General features: G+C 69.5%; 24 protein-coding genes and 1 tRNA gene. 4 read left to right on the top strand and 21 right to left on the bottom strand.

All coding sequences use genetic code 11. The features are described 5' to 3' along the window. Positions 1–33: 33 nt before the first annotated feature. The 16 genes from VV01_RS23395 to VV01_RS14360 all read right to left on the bottom strand — a co-directional run bounded on the left by VV01_RS23395 (position 34) and on the right by VV01_RS14360 (position 7,444). Positions 34–204 (bottom strand): hypothetical protein, encoded by a 171-nt coding sequence (locus tag VV01_RS23395; RefSeq protein ID WP_157508851.1) that lies wholly within the window; start codon positions 202–204, stop codon positions 34–36. A 23-nt stretch (positions 205–227) separates the two neighbouring features. Then, on the bottom strand, positions 228–470 hold the full coding sequence (locus VV01_RS14425; RefSeq protein ID WP_050670485.1) for an HNH endonuclease: 243 nt from the start codon (positions 468–470) through the stop codon (positions 228–230). Further along, positions 467–910, bottom strand: coding sequence for a hypothetical protein (locus tag VV01_RS14420; RefSeq protein WP_050670484.1), 444 nt, complete (start codon positions 908–910; stop codon positions 467–469). Before VV01_RS14420 ends, VV01_RS14425 begins: the two co-directional genes overlap by 4 nt. After that, positions 910–1,179: a hypothetical protein gene (locus VV01_RS14415; protein WP_050670483.1), complete on the bottom strand. Its 270-nt coding sequence runs from the start codon at positions 1,177–1,179 to the stop codon at positions 910–912. The genes VV01_RS14420 and VV01_RS14415 overlap by 1 nt, the downstream gene beginning before the upstream one ends. Before the next feature lie 166 nt (positions 1,180–1,345). Further along, on the bottom strand, positions 1,346–1,534 hold the full coding sequence (locus VV01_RS14410) for a hypothetical protein (RefSeq protein WP_050670482.1): 189 nt from the start codon (positions 1,532–1,534) through the stop codon (positions 1,346–1,348). Next, the gene (locus tag VV01_RS14405) at positions 1,531–1,818 is read right to left on the bottom strand and encodes a hypothetical protein (protein ID WP_050670481.1); all 288 of its coding nucleotides are present in this window, start codon (positions 1,816–1,818) and stop codon (positions 1,531–1,533) included. The genes VV01_RS14410 and VV01_RS14405 overlap by 4 nt, the downstream gene beginning before the upstream one ends. Before the next feature lie 37 nt (positions 1,819–1,855). Beyond that, positions 1,856–2,239: a hypothetical protein gene (locus tag VV01_RS14400; RefSeq protein ID WP_050670480.1), complete on the bottom strand. Its 384-nt coding sequence runs from the start codon at positions 2,237–2,239 to the stop codon at positions 1,856–1,858. A 91-nt stretch (positions 2,240–2,330) separates the two neighbouring features. Further along, complete coding sequence (locus tag VV01_RS23390) at positions 2,331–2,501, bottom strand: hypothetical protein (protein ID WP_157508850.1); 171 nt, start codon at positions 2,499–2,501, stop codon at positions 2,331–2,333. Positions 2,502–2,696: 195 nt separating this feature from the next. Further along, positions 2,697–3,029, bottom strand: coding sequence for a hypothetical protein (locus VV01_RS14395; RefSeq protein WP_050670479.1), 333 nt, complete (start codon positions 3,027–3,029; stop codon positions 2,697–2,699). Next, positions 3,026–3,496, bottom strand: a complete 471-nt coding sequence (locus VV01_RS14390) for a hypothetical protein (RefSeq protein WP_050670478.1) — start codon at positions 3,494–3,496, stop codon at positions 3,026–3,028. The genes VV01_RS14395 and VV01_RS14390 overlap by 4 nt, the downstream gene beginning before the upstream one ends. 357 nt (positions 3,497–3,853) lie before the next feature. Beyond that, the gene (locus tag VV01_RS14385; RefSeq protein WP_050670477.1) at positions 3,854–4,120 is read right to left on the bottom strand and encodes a hypothetical protein; all 267 of its coding nucleotides are present in this window, start codon (positions 4,118–4,120) and stop codon (positions 3,854–3,856) included. Continuing rightward, a complete protein-coding gene (locus VV01_RS14380) occupies positions 4,120–4,971 on the bottom strand; it encodes a hypothetical protein (protein WP_050670476.1) in 852 nt (283 codons plus the stop codon). The genes VV01_RS14385 and VV01_RS14380 overlap by 1 nt, the downstream gene beginning before the upstream one ends. 9 nt (positions 4,972–4,980) lie before the next feature. Then, positions 4,981–5,727 (bottom strand): hypothetical protein, encoded by a 747-nt coding sequence (locus tag VV01_RS14375; RefSeq protein WP_050670475.1) that lies wholly within the window; start codon positions 5,725–5,727, stop codon positions 4,981–4,983. A 447-nt stretch (positions 5,728–6,174) separates the two neighbouring features. Beyond that, positions 6,175–6,375 carry a hypothetical protein gene (locus VV01_RS14370; protein WP_050670474.1) on the bottom strand — a complete coding sequence of 67 codons (201 nt, stop codon included), beginning with the start codon at positions 6,373–6,375 and terminating at the stop codon, positions 6,175–6,177. Continuing rightward, positions 6,375–7,184 carry a phage antirepressor KilAC domain-containing protein gene (locus VV01_RS14365; RefSeq protein WP_050670473.1) on the bottom strand — a complete coding sequence of 270 codons (810 nt, stop codon included), beginning with the start codon at positions 7,182–7,184 and terminating at the stop codon, positions 6,375–6,377. The genes VV01_RS14370 and VV01_RS14365 overlap by 1 nt, the downstream gene beginning before the upstream one ends. Beyond that, on the bottom strand, positions 7,184–7,444 hold the full coding sequence (locus tag VV01_RS14360; RefSeq protein WP_050670472.1) for a helix-turn-helix domain-containing protein: 261 nt from the start codon (positions 7,442–7,444) through the stop codon (positions 7,184–7,186). The genes VV01_RS14365 and VV01_RS14360 overlap by 1 nt, the downstream gene beginning before the upstream one ends. Positions 7,445–7,612: 168 nt before the next feature. Between VV01_RS14360 and VV01_RS14355 the strand changes: the two genes are divergently transcribed. Together VV01_RS14355 and VV01_RS14350 are read left to right on the top strand one after the other, a co-directional pair. Then, a complete protein-coding gene (locus VV01_RS14355) occupies positions 7,613–8,113 on the top strand; it encodes a hypothetical protein (RefSeq protein WP_050670471.1) in 501 nt (166 codons plus the stop codon). A gap of 137 nt (positions 8,114–8,250) precedes the next feature. Then, the gene (locus tag VV01_RS14350) at positions 8,251–8,565 is read left to right on the top strand and encodes a hypothetical protein (protein ID WP_157508849.1); all 315 of its coding nucleotides are present in this window, start codon (positions 8,251–8,253) and stop codon (positions 8,563–8,565) included. 79 nt (positions 8,566–8,644) lie between these two features. Here the strand turns inward: VV01_RS14350 and VV01_RS14345 are convergent. Both VV01_RS14345 and VV01_RS14340 read right to left on the bottom strand, forming a co-directional pair. Beyond that, positions 8,645–8,717: transfer RNA gene (locus VV01_RS14345), tRNA-Arg, on the bottom strand. A 52-nt stretch (positions 8,718–8,769) separates the two neighbouring features. After that, positions 8,770–9,459, bottom strand: coding sequence for a M15 family metallopeptidase (locus VV01_RS14340; protein ID WP_050670469.1), 690 nt, complete (start codon positions 9,457–9,459; stop codon positions 8,770–8,772). Positions 9,460–9,549: 90 nt separating this feature from the next. Here VV01_RS14340 and VV01_RS14335 point away from each other — a divergent pair, with 90 nt between their 5' ends. Both VV01_RS14335 and VV01_RS14330 read left to right on the top strand, forming a co-directional pair. Further along, on the top strand, positions 9,550–10,236 hold the full coding sequence (locus tag VV01_RS14335; protein WP_050670468.1) for a response regulator transcription factor: 687 nt from the start codon (positions 9,550–9,552) through the stop codon (positions 10,234–10,236). Next, positions 10,223–11,347 (top strand): sensor histidine kinase, encoded by a 1,125-nt coding sequence (locus tag VV01_RS14330; protein WP_269431127.1) that lies wholly within the window; start codon positions 10,223–10,225, stop codon positions 11,345–11,347. Before VV01_RS14335 ends, VV01_RS14330 begins: the two co-directional genes overlap by 14 nt. On the opposite strand, the gene VV01_RS14325 is transcribed toward VV01_RS14330, so the two are convergent. From VV01_RS14325 to VV01_RS14315, 3 genes are all read right to left on the bottom strand, one after another. After that, positions 11,337–11,672: a TfoX/Sxy family protein gene (locus tag VV01_RS14325; RefSeq protein ID WP_050670467.1), complete on the bottom strand. Its 336-nt coding sequence runs from the start codon at positions 11,670–11,672 to the stop codon at positions 11,337–11,339. The two genes, VV01_RS14330 and VV01_RS14325, sit on opposite strands and share 11 nt — an antisense overlap. A 53-nt stretch (positions 11,673–11,725) precedes the next feature. Continuing rightward, on the bottom strand, positions 11,726–12,223 hold the full coding sequence (locus VV01_RS14320; RefSeq protein WP_050670466.1) for a DUF2505 domain-containing protein: 498 nt from the start codon (positions 12,221–12,223) through the stop codon (positions 11,726–11,728). Between the two features lie 111 nt (positions 12,224–12,334). Further along, positions 12,335–13,549, bottom strand: a complete 1,215-nt coding sequence (locus VV01_RS14315) for an AI-2E family transporter (RefSeq protein WP_071606396.1) — start codon at positions 13,547–13,549, stop codon at positions 12,335–12,337. Positions 13,550–13,591: the final 42 nt, after the last annotated feature.

The raw sequence follows: 13,591 nt of genomic DNA, 5'->3' as shown, positions 1-13,591 counted from the left end.
CAGAGGGTGTCCTTGCGTGGGTAGGTGCGGGGTTTAGGCGGCGTACTCGGTGGCGAAGTCCCCGGCGAACGCGAGGCACGCGGCGTACGCCTGCTGTGGGACGACGCCGTTGCCGGCTGCCTTGATTTGTGCGTTGCGTGCGGTCGAGGGCTTCATTCCGTGCCAGATCGCGGGGTCGGTGATGTGCCCGTCGGGCAGTCCCATCAAGAACTCTGAAAACCTCGCGCTCAGGCGGTGTTTGCACGTGCAGCCTTGACCCACGTATTCGAGGCCATCCGCTGCTCCCTGTCCTCCCGCCAGTGCAGCCTCAGGTGGCACGACGCGCACAGCGTCATCAGGTTCGCCGGTTCGTCGTTCCGCCAGTTCCGGTCCTTGTGGTGAACGTGCAGCCGAGTCGTCGAGCCGCACGCCTCGCACGGCTTGCCGGGGAACGTCGCACCGCACCGGCGGCACGTGTCGTCGTAGCTCATGCACGCCCCTCGGCCTCGGCGTCGAGGTAGGCGTCGAGCACGTCGGCCGCGTAGTCAAAGCTGTTCGCGCGCAGCGTGGCGGAGTACGAGCGCGGGCACCCGGTGCCGACGTTGCGTACGGCGCGGTGTCCCTCGGGCACGGTCGGGATGACTTCGACGCGAACGACGGCAGGCTCGCTACACACGAGGAACCCGCTTGCGTGGAACCATGCGCCGTGCAGCCGGGTCGCGTACGTCACGTGCTCGACCCGCGTCGCGCTGATTCGGTACGTGACTACGGCGAGCGTGCCGTTCGGGTGCTCGGCGGTCGCCGGGTCGAGCTTGTCGGCGTCCTCGCGCAGCCCGGCCGCGAGCACGGGGTCGGGGCCGGCGTAGTAGTCGGAGGCGACGCGCAGCGCGTCGGCGGTCTTCTTGTCCTGGTCGTGGTCGGTGGCGGGCATCAGGCGGCGACCTCGGCGCGCAGCGTGGCGAGCACGCGGTCGGGCAGGTCGGCCGGCATCGGGTCGTACGCGAGCGCGGCCCGGTCTGCCTTGCGGAGCACGGCGAGCGCGCGGCGGTTGCGGCGGGCGTCGCTGCCCCGGCCGTTGAGGATGCGCAGCGCCTTCGCGATGCCCTTGTCGCGGTGCAGCTCGGCGAGCGACTGCCGGTGCAGCGCGGTCTCGTTGAGCACGTGCGCGGTGATCGTGTGGTGCATGTCGTGGTCGTTCATGGGATCCTCGTTTCTGGTGGTGGTGCCCCGGTCGTGCTGTGGTAGGTGCGGGCCGGGGTGCTGCTCTGTTGGTGGTGGGACGCCTGCCTGACCTGTGCTGTCCGGTCAGGCGTCCCACGGCTCGGGTGCCGGGTGGAATCGGCGGGTGGTGCGGCTGCGACGTCGCTCACCGAGGCTCGCCGCCGAGCATCGAGGCGAGCAGCTTCGTGCGGGTGCTGTCTTCTTCGATCAGGTCGGCGACCTTTTCGAGGACGGTGATCGCGGCACCGTGCACCTCTGGCGTGAGGGCTTGGGACGCGCCGCGCAGTGCCTCGGGTGTGACGGCAATCTGGACCTTGATCGTCTTGACGGTCATAGCGGGTCAGTCCTTTCCTGGTCGAGGTGCGCGGCGTGCGATGGGCAGGGGTAGCGGTCGCAGCGGTGGCAGATGTCGCGTTCCATGCCGGTGATGAGCTCGCGTAGGTCTTGCTCGGCGACGGGTTGCCCTGCGAGGTCGACGGTTTCGACGTCGCGGGTGTTCTGCGCCTTGTAGAGGCGAGCGAGCGCGTCTTGTGCGTCGTCGAGGGTGGTCCGGGTGAGCGGGCCGTCGGTGGTGGTGAACCACGCGTGGTCGCCGTGGACGTCGATGGTGATGCTCACGGGGTGCCCTCGGCGGTCTTCTTGTCCTGGTCGGTGCTCATGCGGTGGTCCTCTCCGCCCAGAAGGCGTTCACGGCTTCCAGTGATCGGGTCTCACCGCCCTCGGCGTCGACCTGCTCGGGCTCGAAGGTGACGCCGATGGCCTCGATGAAGCGGTCGCGCTCGGTCTCGTCCAACGGGCGAGGGATGGACAGTCGGCCCACGATCGTCCCGAGCAGGTAGCAGCGGGCGGTCTCCCTCCCGCTGCGGTCCCGCAGCGCGCGGATGGCGTCCACCAGGGTCGTCTCCGCGGGCGGGTCGAGCTTGTCGGCCTCGGTGCGGTTGATGTCCGCGCACGCGGGGTGGCCGATCTGGTCGAAGATGTCGGCGTTGGCGCGGAGCAGGTCCGCGATCTTCTTGGTCTCTTCGGTGGTGGTGTTCATCGGTGGTCCTTCCGGGTCGCGCGGTAGATCACCGCGGCGGTGAAGATGAGGGAGAGCGCCAGCCATGCGAGGCCGACGGCGGCGTCGGCGTTCACGGGACGTGGTCCTCGTGCTCGGCCGGGCGACGCTGGTACGCCGACTGCGCGAACTCGGCCCGCACCTGGTCGATCTGGCGGCCGGCGCGCTTCCAGTCCTTGCGGAGCACGTACGCGAGGTAGGCGCCGGCGAGGAGCGCGACGAACAGGTAGACGAGGTCGTTCATGGGAAGATCCCTTCGTTGGTTGGCCCCGGCGCGCGCTGTGGTAGGTGGAGCGCCGGGGCTGACTGCTGTTCGGATGTGGTGCGGGGCGGGCGACGGACCGCCACAGAACGCCGCCCGACCCGGTCTGTTGGCACCTGCCCCCGCTGAGACCTCGCGGAGTCCATGGGCATCGGGCCCACCAGCGGAGACAGGTGGTCACTCCGGCTCGGGCCCGCCGAGCCAGACGAGGTTCCGGCTGTACCGGCGCGACGCCCTCGTGGTCTTCGTCATCCGCACCGCGTGGATACGGCCGGCGGACGCCCACCCACCCATCACGGCGGGGATGAGGTTCGGGCTGTGCGGCTCGACGTCGGCGGGCGCCAACTTGTCGGCGAGCTCACGGACGTCCTCGGCGGTGAAGGTCATACCTCCGTTCGCGAGGGCGTCGAGCGCGGCGCGGACGTGGTCGCCGTACCCGCGGTGCGGTGCGACATCAGCCGCGATCACCGCGGCCGTGCCCTCATCACGCAGCTCCTGGCCGGTGCTCATCGCTGACCCGCCTCGTGCCGTGCCCGCTGAGGGCCGCCCTTCGGTGCCGCCATCAGCACCCGCAGGTCGTGAATCGCCTTGTCCTGCGCACGTATCAGGCACTCGATGTCCTTCATCTGCCCAGCGGTGAGGGCCCGGCCGTGCCCGTTGAGGCCGGCCTCCTTCACCGCGATCAGGCGGTCACGCTGCCGCTTCGCGTACTCCGCGCGCTGCCGGTCACGTGCTGCGGCCTTCCGATCACGGGCCTTCGCAGGGTCACGCTTCCCGCGGCCGTAGTGCTGCCCGGTCGCACGCCGCGCCATCCTGGCCACGTCACGGGCGACCCGCTCGTCAGCCGTCTGCGACAGCCCGATCGGTGCGGCACCGCTCGGGTGCGTGAACGTCATGACGCCAGAGGCGTTCTCGTGGTCGTAGGCGTACCCGAGCGCTTCGAGCTCGGTCACGGCCCACTTCGCCCATCGCTTCATCGGTGGTGCCTCCCGTCGTCGGGGTGGGTGTGAGGTGCCCGGCCGCTCGACCCATCAGGGGGGAGGTCAGGGGAGCGGCCGGGCGGAGCGACCTGCCAGCCCGGACAGGGGGGAACGGGCACGGTGGTCGCGGTGCGATCGCCCGACTGTGCACGGGCCGCGCGCTGACCGCGGGATCGCTTGCAGGACAACAGGATTCGTTGCCCTTGGGGTACTTCACTAGGACAGGGACGCGCTTACGTTGTCTGCCGGGGCCTTGCGCTGGTCCGGTGTGCCGTCACGGCAGTCCGGTTCGCTCGCTCCCTCACGGCGTGTGCGCCCCGTACCAGTAGGGGCCCGTATCCTCGGCGCGTCCTGCTATTCACGTTTCAAGCTGCTGGTGGTGCTGAGTGCCGCCCCCGGACTCGAACCGGGGTGGAAGTCCTCCATGTCCATCGCCTCGACCAGCGCCCGCAGCAGCGACATCGCGTCGCGGCGGTCCACGCTGATCTGCCACGCGTTCTCCCGTCCGGGCCCGGTGCCTGCCGGCGTGAGGTGGATGAAGCTGGGGTCGTCGGTGCAGTACGTCGAGTCGACCGGGCCGGCGATCACGACCATGTGCGACGGCGCTCGGAGGTCGGCCATCAGCGGACCTCGGGCCAGGAGTCGCCAGCCTTGTGGCGCAGGATCTTCATCGACTTGCCCTGACGCCAGGCGTTCCACGCCTTGATGAACCACGCCAGCACCTCGGGCGACTCCGTCGCGAGGCGCGTGCTCCCATCGACCGAGAGCCGGTTCCGCAGAACGAGGATCGGGCTACCCTCCTCGAGGCCGGCGCCGGTGCGCAGTGCCCCGAAGAACTCGTCAGCCATCGGCCGCGACTTCGCAGCGAAGAGGTAGTAGGCGAGTCCGAGAGTGCTTGCAGCGCAACGGATTCCCTTCGCGCCGCGCGTGTGGTCGGCGACCACAGCGGCGTCAACGACCTCTGGGTGCTGGTCGAGGTACGCCTGCATCTCCTGCTTGGTGGGGGAGAGAGACGTGTTCGTGAGTGAACCGCGCTCCAGCATGATCGTGCGGCGCAGAATGCTCGCCGTCGTCTTCGCGTGGGTCGACTGGCCGCTGAGCTGCAGCACGTCGGACATGGCGCGCTTACGGCCGTCGTCCATCGTGGCCTGCGCTTCGGCCGGCAGGTTCCACACGACGAACACGCGGATCGTCGCCCCTGACTTCACACACGCGGCGAGCCGGTGCTGGCCGTCGAGGAGGGTCCCGTCTGTGGCGAACCGGATCGAGTCGCCGTTGTTCAGGAAGTTCCCGCCAGCCATGTCGCGGGCGAGCTTGGCGACATGGATGGGGGAGATCGTCCTGTTGCGGGTGTTCCGTTCGGCGAGGATGTCTCGAGCCTGAGCGGGGGTGATCGTCATCAGCCCGGAGCGGGGACCATCGGTGCCGGTGTCGAGGTTGCCGGTGATCGGGTTCAGGGTGAGCGTGCTCATGTAAACTCCTCAGTGGATTTCTGGAAGGGACTCGATGACCTGGTTCAGCAGGTCTCGTGCTCGGAGAAGGTCGCTGCGGTTCGCCGCGGCGACCTTCTCCGCGTTCTGGGCGAATCGGTCGTCCTCGGCGAGGCGTCCGATCCGTTCGGTGACCTTGCGGAGGTCGTAGGAGGCCTGCCAGAACGCGTCTGGGAGGGGCTTCCGCTTCGGCTTCGGCTGTGGCCGGGTGTAGGTCTTGCCGTCGAGCCCGGTCACCCTCTGCGGCTCGGGCTCGGGCTCGGGCGTCGGCTCAGGTCGTGCGTCGAGGTCGGCCTGGTCGGTGACGTAGTCGGCCTCGGGCTCGTAGTCGTCGGAGACCTCGCCGGTCTCGACGTTGACCATGGGCTGCGGTGCAGGTGGTACCTCGGGTACCACCTCGCTCGCCTGGCGATCCTTGACCACCGTCTTGTGCGTGACGCCGACGACCGGCGCGATCGCCCTCGTGCTCAGCCCGGCCTCGGTCAGCTCGCGCACCACCTCGCGCCGAAGCGGCGCACCGAGCCGGGTCAGGGTGTCGCCGAACCGCTCCGACACGTACGCCCCGGGGGATGCGTACCCGAGCGCGGCGTACGCCTGCCGCTCGATGGCCTCACGGATCAGAGGCATCACCGCGGTGTAGTTGTCAGCGATCGTGTCGAGGCGCAACGAGATTCGGTTGGTGATGCGCTCGGCCTCCACCTTGTTCATCGGGGCAGTGGTCGCTTCGAGTGCGGTCATCGCATCTCCTTCCGGGTGGGGTGGTTGAAGTGGCCCGGCCGCTCGACCCACTGATAGGGGGATGAGCGGGGAGCGGCCGGACCGTGCCGCCGAGCGACGTGGATTCGCTGCCTCCGATTCCCAAACGGGTGGATGGACTGGTCTCCGCGCTCGACGACGAGCGGCCTATCGCACGGGGGTACGGCAGGCCGCAGCACTCGCGCCGGGGATCGGACCCAGGTCGCCGCCCCACGTTCGTTGGCGGCTCGCGAGCGTGAATCCCGTTGGTGTTGCTCGGGATTCATCGGTACTTGTCACAGATTCACTGTTGATTTATCGACGGTGGCGTAGCCGTCAGACCGGGCGTCCCTCGATGGCGAGGTGCACCCTGGCGAGTCCCGGTCTTCCTTGGTCCATCTGCTGCGTGCCGCCCCCGGACTCGAACCGGGGCGTATGCCGTCGCGGCGGTCAGGCGTCAGGGAGTTGCTGCAGCCACGCGACAAGGTCGGCGTGGAGGATCAGCCGGTCGCGGTTCCCGATCCGCTTGCTCGGCAGCAGCGGGAGCCCGGCTTCCTGGGCATCGGTCGCGTTCATCGCTCGGTCGATGAGGCGACGGGACTTCCCGATCGCCCGCGCCGCCTGATCTGGCGAGTACGACAGCTGCTCCATCAGGGCAGCGCCCCCTCGATCGCCGCCTTCCGATCAGCGATGCGCTTCCGGATGAGGTCGACGCCCCGCGGCGTGACGTAGAGGGTGTAGTGGTCGCACGCGCCGAAGTTGTGGTTCACGACCGTTGCCTTGGCTTCGAAGTGCGCCCGGTACTCGGCCTTGAAGTCGTAGGTCAGAGACCCGCAGAGCGACTGCCGGCGGAAGATCAGTCCCTCTTCGAGGAGGAAGGCGCGGAGCGCTGTCTCCTTGATGTTGAGCGTCTTGGCGACCTCACGGACGAGACGTCCGTTTGGCTTGCTCAGGAGGTAGTTGTCAGCGATCTCGGCCTTCGGCTCCAACTCTGCGACCTTGCCCTGGAGCGCCTGGATGCGCTCCTGGGACTCTGTGATGACCCGGAGCGTCATCTCCTCGAACGACAGCTCGCGCGGTGGCGTGGTCTCTGCCTCTCGGGTGCGGACCGCGAAGTACGCCTGGGCTGCGGCGACCTCGGCCTTGCGCGGGTCGCCGTTCATCGCGACGAGGTAGCAGGCGAAGCGGGTGAGGCTGTAGTCAGCGACGGTCTGCTGGCCCCAGCGACCCCCCTCGATCACTTTCCCGGCGCCGGGAAAGTGATCGACAGCGTTGTTGCCCTGGGCCATCGCTGACTGCTTGGCCCGCTCGACGCTCCCCTCGAAGCGCTCCCACTTGTCGTAACCGAGTAGCGGCATCAGGTCGCGGGCGGACCAGAACTCCGAGCCGTCCTCACGGGTCTGACGGATCGAGTCGAACGGGCTGACAGCCCTCGGGCCAGTGGGCTGAACGTCGTACATCAGGAGGCCTCCGAAATCTGCTCGGCGGCGGCGTGCGGGTTGGCCATCAGCACTCGGCGGTCGGTGATGGCGAGCGCCGCGAGCAGAGCGTTGTAGACCTTCGGGCTCACTCGGCGGCTGTGGCCGAGCTCGATCTTTGCGATGTAGGGGCGCTTGACGCCGACCTGATCGGCGAGATCCGCGACGCCGATGCCGGAGCGGACCCGCAGCTCGCGGAGCGCGTAGCCGTTGACCTCGACGGTCGTAGCGGTGGGGTTCATGGGAGTAGATAACCACACCTAGGAACACATGGCAACAGATGGAAACAGGAACATTTGGTCAGTTGGCCTGCGGAAAGACATCGCTGTCATTTGCTGGGCTCACTCAGTGGGTGCAGGTGTTCCTGAGCGGATGTAGATGTTCCTAGGTGTGTCTGGCACGGTTGGCGCGTGGACATGAACCAGACGGATCGCGAGCGAATCGCGCAGCGCGTCAAGGACCAGAGGACTGCCAAGTACGGCACCAAGTCAGGCGCCTACCAGGCGGCTGGGCTGAACGCTGCAACGTGGGACCGGATCGAGTCAGGGCAGTCCGTCCGGGAGGATCGTCTGGTCGCCGCGTTGAAGACCTTGTGGCCCGACTCTGGCGGGAACTGGAGGAAGGTGCCGGGCGCCCTGTCCATCGGGGAAGGCCCCGTCTTCAGCGGTCAATACTCGGACCCGGGCTACATCAACAACGTGGAGAACTGGGTGAGCGAGCTACAGGACCGCATCGAGGCGCTGGAGGCCGAGGTGTACGGCAAGGCAGGCAGCGGGCGCGCAGAGGAGCGCCTATCGGACCTGCGGGTCGCGGCGAACGAGGGCGGTCAGACGGAGCAGAACCGGCGCGCACGCCAGGCCGAGGCCGACGCGGCCGGCGAGGAGAACCAGGACCCGGGAGACGAGATGTGACCGGTGTCGCACGCCACGCCTAGGTTCTCCGCATGATGCATCCGTGGCGGGCGCTCAGGGGACGCCCACACCTCGATGTCGTGTTCGCGGAGCTACCCCCGCGCACGCACGGGCTGATCAAGTCGGACGGGACCGTCGTGCTCGCGCGCGACCTGAACCAGGTGGAGCGGCGCTGCGTGCTGATGCACGAGCTCGTCCATGACGAACGGGGGATCCCGGAGGTGCCGTCGGCGGCCGAGGAGGCCGCGGTCGAGCGGGAGGTCGCGCGCCGGCTGATCCCGCTGAACGACCTGCTGCGGGTGGCTCGGATGTGCCTGCCGGCCGAGGAGGCCGCCGAGGAGCTGTGGGTGACCGAGGACGTTCTGACGTGCCGGCTGGCGTCGCTGGACGGGGGCGAGCGGTTCGCATGGCGGGCGATGCTGGCCGACCTCGCCGAGCACGAACCGTGCTGATGACTGACGTCGTACGCTTCTTGCACGAAATGACTGAAGGATGACTGATCTTCGGCCCCGCTGGATCGAGACTTCCCAGTGCCCCCGGGCTGATTCGAACAGCCGACACCCGCTTTAGGAGAGCGGTGCTCTATCCCCTGAGCTACGGGGGCGGATAGACCAGCTGCGATGGTAACCGAGGACGCCATCCAGTCCGCCCGGCGGTCACTGCAGGCGCGGGTCCTGCGAGGGGTTGGCGTACCGACCAGGGCAGCCGTCGCGCACGGCGTCCGGCCGCAGCTCGAAGTGCCACGGCTCGTTGTCGTACACCCGGCACAGCCCGTACGCCGCGCCGTGCTTGCCGAGCCACTTCGCCGCGAACGACGGGCCGACGTCGACCGCATCGCCCGACACGTGCGGTGAGGTCTGCGGAGTCGCCACCCAGCGGGCCGCCTTCTCCTGCGACCCGTACTTCGCGACCGCCTCACGCAGCAGCTGCTCCTGGTACGCCGGTGAGCGCCACCCGCTGTTGACCTCGAACCGCACCCCGTCCTGGGAGGCCCCGTCCGCCGCTCGTCGCAGGGCTGACCGCAGTGCGGGGTGGAGCCTGGCCACGGCCGGCGCCGACGAGAAGACTGTCGTGCCGTCGGGGACGACACCGTCCTCCTCGTCGACGACGTCGTCCTCCTGGTCGGCGCCGTCGTCGTGGACGTCGGTGCCGGCCTTCCGGGGAGCGCTGGACGCGGTGGTCGCGTCGCTCGTCACCTGCGGCGACCACGGCAGCAAGGTCCGTGACGGGCTCGGCGACGGTGACCGCACCGCGCCGATGAGGCCGATGCCGATGGCGAGCAGGACGAGCAGGACCGCGATCAGGGTGAGGCGCGACGTCCGGCGTACAGGTGTGTGGGTGACCATGCCGACCAGCCAACGAGCGGCGACGTTGCCAGGGCGTATGGCGATTTCGATACACCGGCGATACGCCCTCGCTCGTAGCATCGAGGCACGATGCGCGTACTGGTCGTCGAGGACGAGCCCCTGATGGCGCAGGCCATCCGCGATGGTCTGCGCCTGGAGGCGATCGCCGCTGACATCGCCCTCGACGGCGACACGGCGCTGGAGATGCTCGACGTGCACGCCTACGACATCGCGGTGCTCGACCGTGACGTGCCCGGGCCGTCCGGCGACCAGATCGCCCAGCACATCGTCGCCTCCGGCAGCGGCACGCCCATCCTGATGCTGACCGCGGCCGACCGCCTCGACGACAAGGCGTCCGGTTTCGAGCTCGGCGCCGACGACTACCTCACCAAACCGTTCGAGCTGCGCGAGCTGGTGATGCGACTGCGGGCGCTGGACCGTCGGCGTACGCGCAGCAGACCGCCGGTGTACGAGATCGCCGGGCTGCGGCTGGACCCGTTCCGTCGCGAGGTGTTCCGCGACGGGCGCTACGTCGCGCTGACCCGCAAGCAGTTCGCCGTGCTGGAGGTGCTCGTCGAGGCCGAGGGCGGTGTCGTGAGCGCCGAGGACCTGCTCGAACGTGCCTGGGACGAGAACGCCGACCCGTTCACCAACGCCGTACGCATCACCGTGTCGGCCCTGCGCAAACGACTCGGCGAGCCCTGGGTCATCGCCACCGTGCCCGGCGTCGGCTATCGCATCGACACCGGCATCGACACGAGTGATGGCCGTGGCTAGACCGCCCGGGCCGAGCGTCCGGCTGCGGCTCACCCTGAGCTACGCGGCCCTGGTCATGGTCGCGGGGGCGCTGCTGCTCGCGGTCGTGTGGGTGTTCCTGCTGAGGTACGTGCCCGATCAGGCGACCGTGGTGCCGACCCGGTCCCGGCCCGGCACCGGTGGGGCGCCCGGCGGGCCGGGCCAGTTCGTCGCCGGCCGCTCCGACCTGTGGCGGGCGTTCGCGCCGAAGGCCGCGTGGGCCCTCGCCGCGCTGCTGCTGCTCGGCCTGGTCGGCGGGTGGGTGCTCGCCGGACGGATGCTCGCGCCGTTGAACCGCATCACCGACGCCACCCGGGTCGCAGCGACCGGGACGCTCTCGCACCGCATCCGCCTGGAGGGGCACAGCGACGAGTTCCGTGAGCTGGCGGATGCGTTCGACACCATGCTCGCCCGCCTCGAGGCGCACGTCGAGGAGCAGAGGCGTTTCGCCGCCAACGCCTCGCACGAGCTGCGGACCCCGCTCGCGATCACGCAGACGATGCTCGAGGTCGCACGCGAGGACCCCGACCGTGACACCGACGAGCTGCTGCGCCACCTCGACGCGGTCAACGCCCGTGCCATCGACCTCACCCAGGCGTTGCTGCTACTCAGCCGCGCCGACCAGAGGACGTTCGCGCGCGAGCCGGTCGACCTCTCACTGCTGGCCGAAGAGGCGACCGAGACGTTGCTGCCCCTGGCCGAGCGGCACGGCGTACGCATCGAGACGACGGGCGAGCCCGCACCCACCGAGGGGTCCGGCGCGCTCCTGCTGCAGCTCACGACCAACCTCGTGCACAACGCGATCGTGCACAACCTGCCCGAGCGCGGGAGCGTGCGCGTGGTGGTGCGTGCTGAGGCCACCACGGTCGCCCTGAGCGTCGAGAGCTCGGGCGAGCATCTCGACCCGGCCACGGTCGCGACCCTCACCGAGCCGTTCCAGCGCGGCGCCGAGCGCACCCGCGACCGACACCCGGGCGTCGGGCTCGGCCTCGCCATCGTCGACAGCATCACGCGCGCGCACGACGGCACCCTGACGCTGACGCCGCGGCCCGAGGGCGGCCTGCAGGTCGTGGTCGAGCTGCCTAGGGCTTGACCGGCAACGACCGTGCGACGTCGAGGCCGCGCTCGACCCACGCGCGCAGGTCGTCATCGGACTCCAGCCGCGACTCCGACACCCGCAGCCACCCGCGCAGCGCCTTGCCCCGCATCTCGAACGGCTCGACGCCGGCTTCGAGCACGAGCCGCTCGGCGTCCTCGGGTTCGGCCCGCGACATCAGCCCGCCCGAACCGCTGACCGCCACCGACATGTGCCCGTTGACCAGGAACGCCAGGCCGCCGAACATGCGCTTCTCGGTGACGTCGAGGTCGTCGACGACCAGGTCACGGATGCGCTGGGCCAGCCCCTCGTCGTACGCCATGACGCGAGTCTGCCGCCTCCCACCGACAGGCGGAAGGCGGCAGACTCGGCCGGTCAGCTGCTGCGCTCGGCCCAGGCGTAGGAGGTGGTCTCCTCCGCCTGGAGCGACTTGAGCACCTCGGGGCCGCTCATCTTCTCGATCTTGCCGCCGACGACCGGGATCTTGGCCCTGAGGTCGGCGTCGACGGTGACCTTCGAACCCGTGCCGTCGGGCTCGATGCGCGTCGTGCCCTTGAGCGAGATCGGCTGGCCCTTGAACGCCACGTCGAGGACGCCCTGGCGCGAGCCGTCCGCCTCACGGGCGCCCCAGGTCACGACCTCGACGATGTCGACCTTGTCGCCGACGATCTTCTTGACCAGGTCGGGCACGTCGCCGGAGGGCATCAGGCGCTTGACGGTGACGACGTGGCCACCGTCCTGCTCGGTCACCTCGCACTCGTACCTGAGCGCGCCGGCCTCCTCGCACTTGTCGTTCTGGAACTCGACCTGCGTCGTGTCGGCGTACGCCTGGTCGGGGTCCGTCGTCACGGTCCACGAGTGAGTGATCTGCATGGGCGCAACCTACGCCGCGGTAACCCCGATGTGAACCAGATCACCCAGACCCGTCTCATCCCGTGAGGTTCGCGCCGCCTCGCCCGGGCGTCGCCTCAGGTGTACGACGACTCAGCCGGTCGGCGTACGCCCTGGCCCCGCCGCCTCACCCGCCTGGGCGGCGAGCGCGCCGTGTGCGGTGGCAGGAGTGACGTCGGACGCGCGCTTGGCCCCGGTACGCAGGTCGATCTGCTCGCCCAGGTAGCGCACCAGCACCGACAGCAGGGCGACCGTCGGGACGGCGAGGAAGGCACCGATCACGCCGTTGCCGTGCGAGCCGACCGCGATGCCGAGCAGGACCAGGGCCGGGTGCAGGTTCATCGAGCGCGACTGGAGCATCGGCTGCAGGACGTGGCCCTCGAGCTGCTGCACGGCGATCACGATGCCGAGGACGATCAGCGCCGTCACCCAGGACTTGGTGACGAGGGCGACGAGCACGGCGAGCGCGCCCGCGACCGTCGCACCGACGATCGGGATGAACCCGCCGAGGAAGGTCAGCACCGCGAGCGGCAGCGCGAGCGGCACGCGCAGGATCAGCAGACCGCCGCCGATGAGCACGGCGTCGACGGCCGACACGATGGCCTGGGTGCGGATGAAGCCGCCGAGGGTGTTCCACATGCGCACGAGCAGCTCGGTCAGGTGGGCGCCCGCGCGCTCGCCGGACACCTGACGCAGCCAGGGCAGGAAGCGCGGGCCGTCCTTGACCATGAAGAACGTGAGGATGAGCGCGAGGACCAGCGTCACGATGAGGCTGCCGGCCGTGGAGACCCCGCTGAACACGCCGCCGGCGATCTGCGAGCCGCTCTCGCGCAGCTTGTCGGTGATCGCGGTGACGCCGTCGTCGATCTGCTCGGGGCGCACGTTGAGCGGCTCGCCCTGCACCCAGTCGCGCAGCTCGTTGACGCCGGCGATGGCCTTGTTGGACAGGTCCTCGGACTGATCGACGACCGACGGGACGATCGCGGCGATGACGCCGCCGAACAGCACGAACGAGCCGAGGATGGAGCACGCCGCCGCCAGAGCGGGGGCGAACCCGTGGGCCCGCAGCCAGCGCGTCGGCGGCCACAGCACCGTCGAGATGACGAGCGCGAGGATGACCGGCAGGATCGCCACCCACAACGGGGCGAGCGCCTTCTGCAGCAGGTAGAGCGCGAACAGCACGACGATCGTGCGCAGCGCCCAGCTCGCGGTCCAGCGCAGCCCGTCGCCGATCACCGCACCTCGGTCGAGCGGGGTGCCTTCGGCGGGTGGGGGCGGCGTGCCCTCGGGGTCAAGGCGGCGAGCCATGCGCGTCTCCTCGGGTGATGGGGGCCCAATTCTTGGAATGTG

Origin of the sequence: Luteipulveratus halotolerans (assembly GCF_001247745.1) — a bacterium.
GTDB lineage: Bacteria > Actinomycetota > Actinomycetes > Actinomycetales > Dermatophilaceae > Luteipulveratus > Luteipulveratus halotolerans.
This window is presented reverse-complemented; position numbering and strand designations above follow the sequence as displayed.

Bases quoted from the DNA above. Each gene is read 5' to 3' on its own strand.
- VV01_RS23395 (WP_157508851.1), bottom strand. From the start codon at position 204: ATGGGACTGCCCGACGGGCACATCACCGACCCCGCGATCTGGCACGGA.
- VV01_RS14370 (WP_050670474.1), bottom strand. From the start codon at position 6,375: ATGGAGCAGCTGTCGTACTCGCCAGATCAGGCGGCGCGGGCGATCGGG.
- VV01_RS14375 (WP_050670475.1), bottom strand. From the start codon at position 5,727: ATGACCGCACTCGAAGCGACCACTGCCCCGATGAACAAGGTGGAGGCC.
- VV01_RS14385 (WP_050670477.1), bottom strand. From the start codon at position 4,120: ATGGCCGACCTCCGAGCGCCGTCGCACATGGTCGTGATCGCCGGCCCG.
- VV01_RS14400 (WP_050670480.1), bottom strand. From the start codon at position 2,239: ATGAACACCACCACCGAAGAGACCAAGAAGATCGCGGACCTGCTCCGC.
- VV01_RS23390 (WP_157508850.1), bottom strand. From the start codon at position 2,501: ATGAACGACCTCGTCTACCTGTTCGTCGCGCTCCTCGCCGGCGCCTAC.
- VV01_RS14395 (WP_050670479.1), bottom strand. From the start codon at position 3,029: ATGAGCACCGGCCAGGAGCTGCGTGATGAGGGCACGGCCGCGGTGATC.
- VV01_RS14410 (WP_050670482.1), bottom strand. From the start codon at position 1,534: ATGACCGTCAAGACGATCAAGGTCCAGATTGCCGTCACACCCGAGGCA.
- VV01_RS14415 (WP_050670483.1), bottom strand. From the start codon at position 1,179: ATGAACGACCACGACATGCACCACACGATCACCGCGCACGTGCTCAAC.
- VV01_RS14330 (WP_269431127.1), top strand. From the start codon at position 10,223: ATGGCCGTGGCTAGACCGCCCGGGCCGAGCGTCCGGCTGCGGCTCACC.
- VV01_RS14365 (WP_050670473.1), bottom strand. From the start codon at position 7,184: ATGTACGACGTTCAGCCCACTGGCCCGAGGGCTGTCAGCCCGTTCGAC.
- VV01_RS14320 (WP_050670466.1), bottom strand. From the start codon at position 12,223: ATGCAGATCACTCACTCGTGGACCGTGACGACGGACCCCGACCAGGCG.
- VV01_RS14390 (WP_050670478.1), bottom strand. From the start codon at position 3,496: ATGAAGCGATGGGCGAAGTGGGCCGTGACCGAGCTCGAAGCGCTCGGG.
- VV01_RS14335 (WP_050670468.1), top strand. From the start codon at position 9,550: ATGCGCGTACTGGTCGTCGAGGACGAGCCCCTGATGGCGCAGGCCATC.
- VV01_RS14360 (WP_050670472.1), bottom strand. From the start codon at position 7,444: ATGAACCCCACCGCTACGACCGTCGAGGTCAACGGCTACGCGCTCCGC.
- VV01_RS14425 (WP_050670485.1), bottom strand. From the start codon at position 470: ATGAGCTACGACGACACGTGCCGCCGGTGCGGTGCGACGTTCCCCGGC.
- VV01_RS14325 (WP_050670467.1), bottom strand. From the start codon at position 11,672: ATGGCGTACGACGAGGGGCTGGCCCAGCGCATCCGTGACCTGGTCGTC.
- VV01_RS14420 (WP_050670484.1), bottom strand. From the start codon at position 910: ATGCCCGCCACCGACCACGACCAGGACAAGAAGACCGCCGACGCGCTG.
- VV01_RS14380 (WP_050670476.1), bottom strand. From the start codon at position 4,971: ATGAGCACGCTCACCCTGAACCCGATCACCGGCAACCTCGACACCGGC.
- VV01_RS14315 (WP_071606396.1), bottom strand. From the start codon at position 13,549: ATGGCTCGCCGCCTTGACCCCGAGGGCACGCCGCCCCCACCCGCCGAA.
- VV01_RS14340 (WP_050670469.1), bottom strand. From the start codon at position 9,459: ATGGTCACCCACACACCTGTACGCCGGACGTCGCGCCTCACCCTGATC.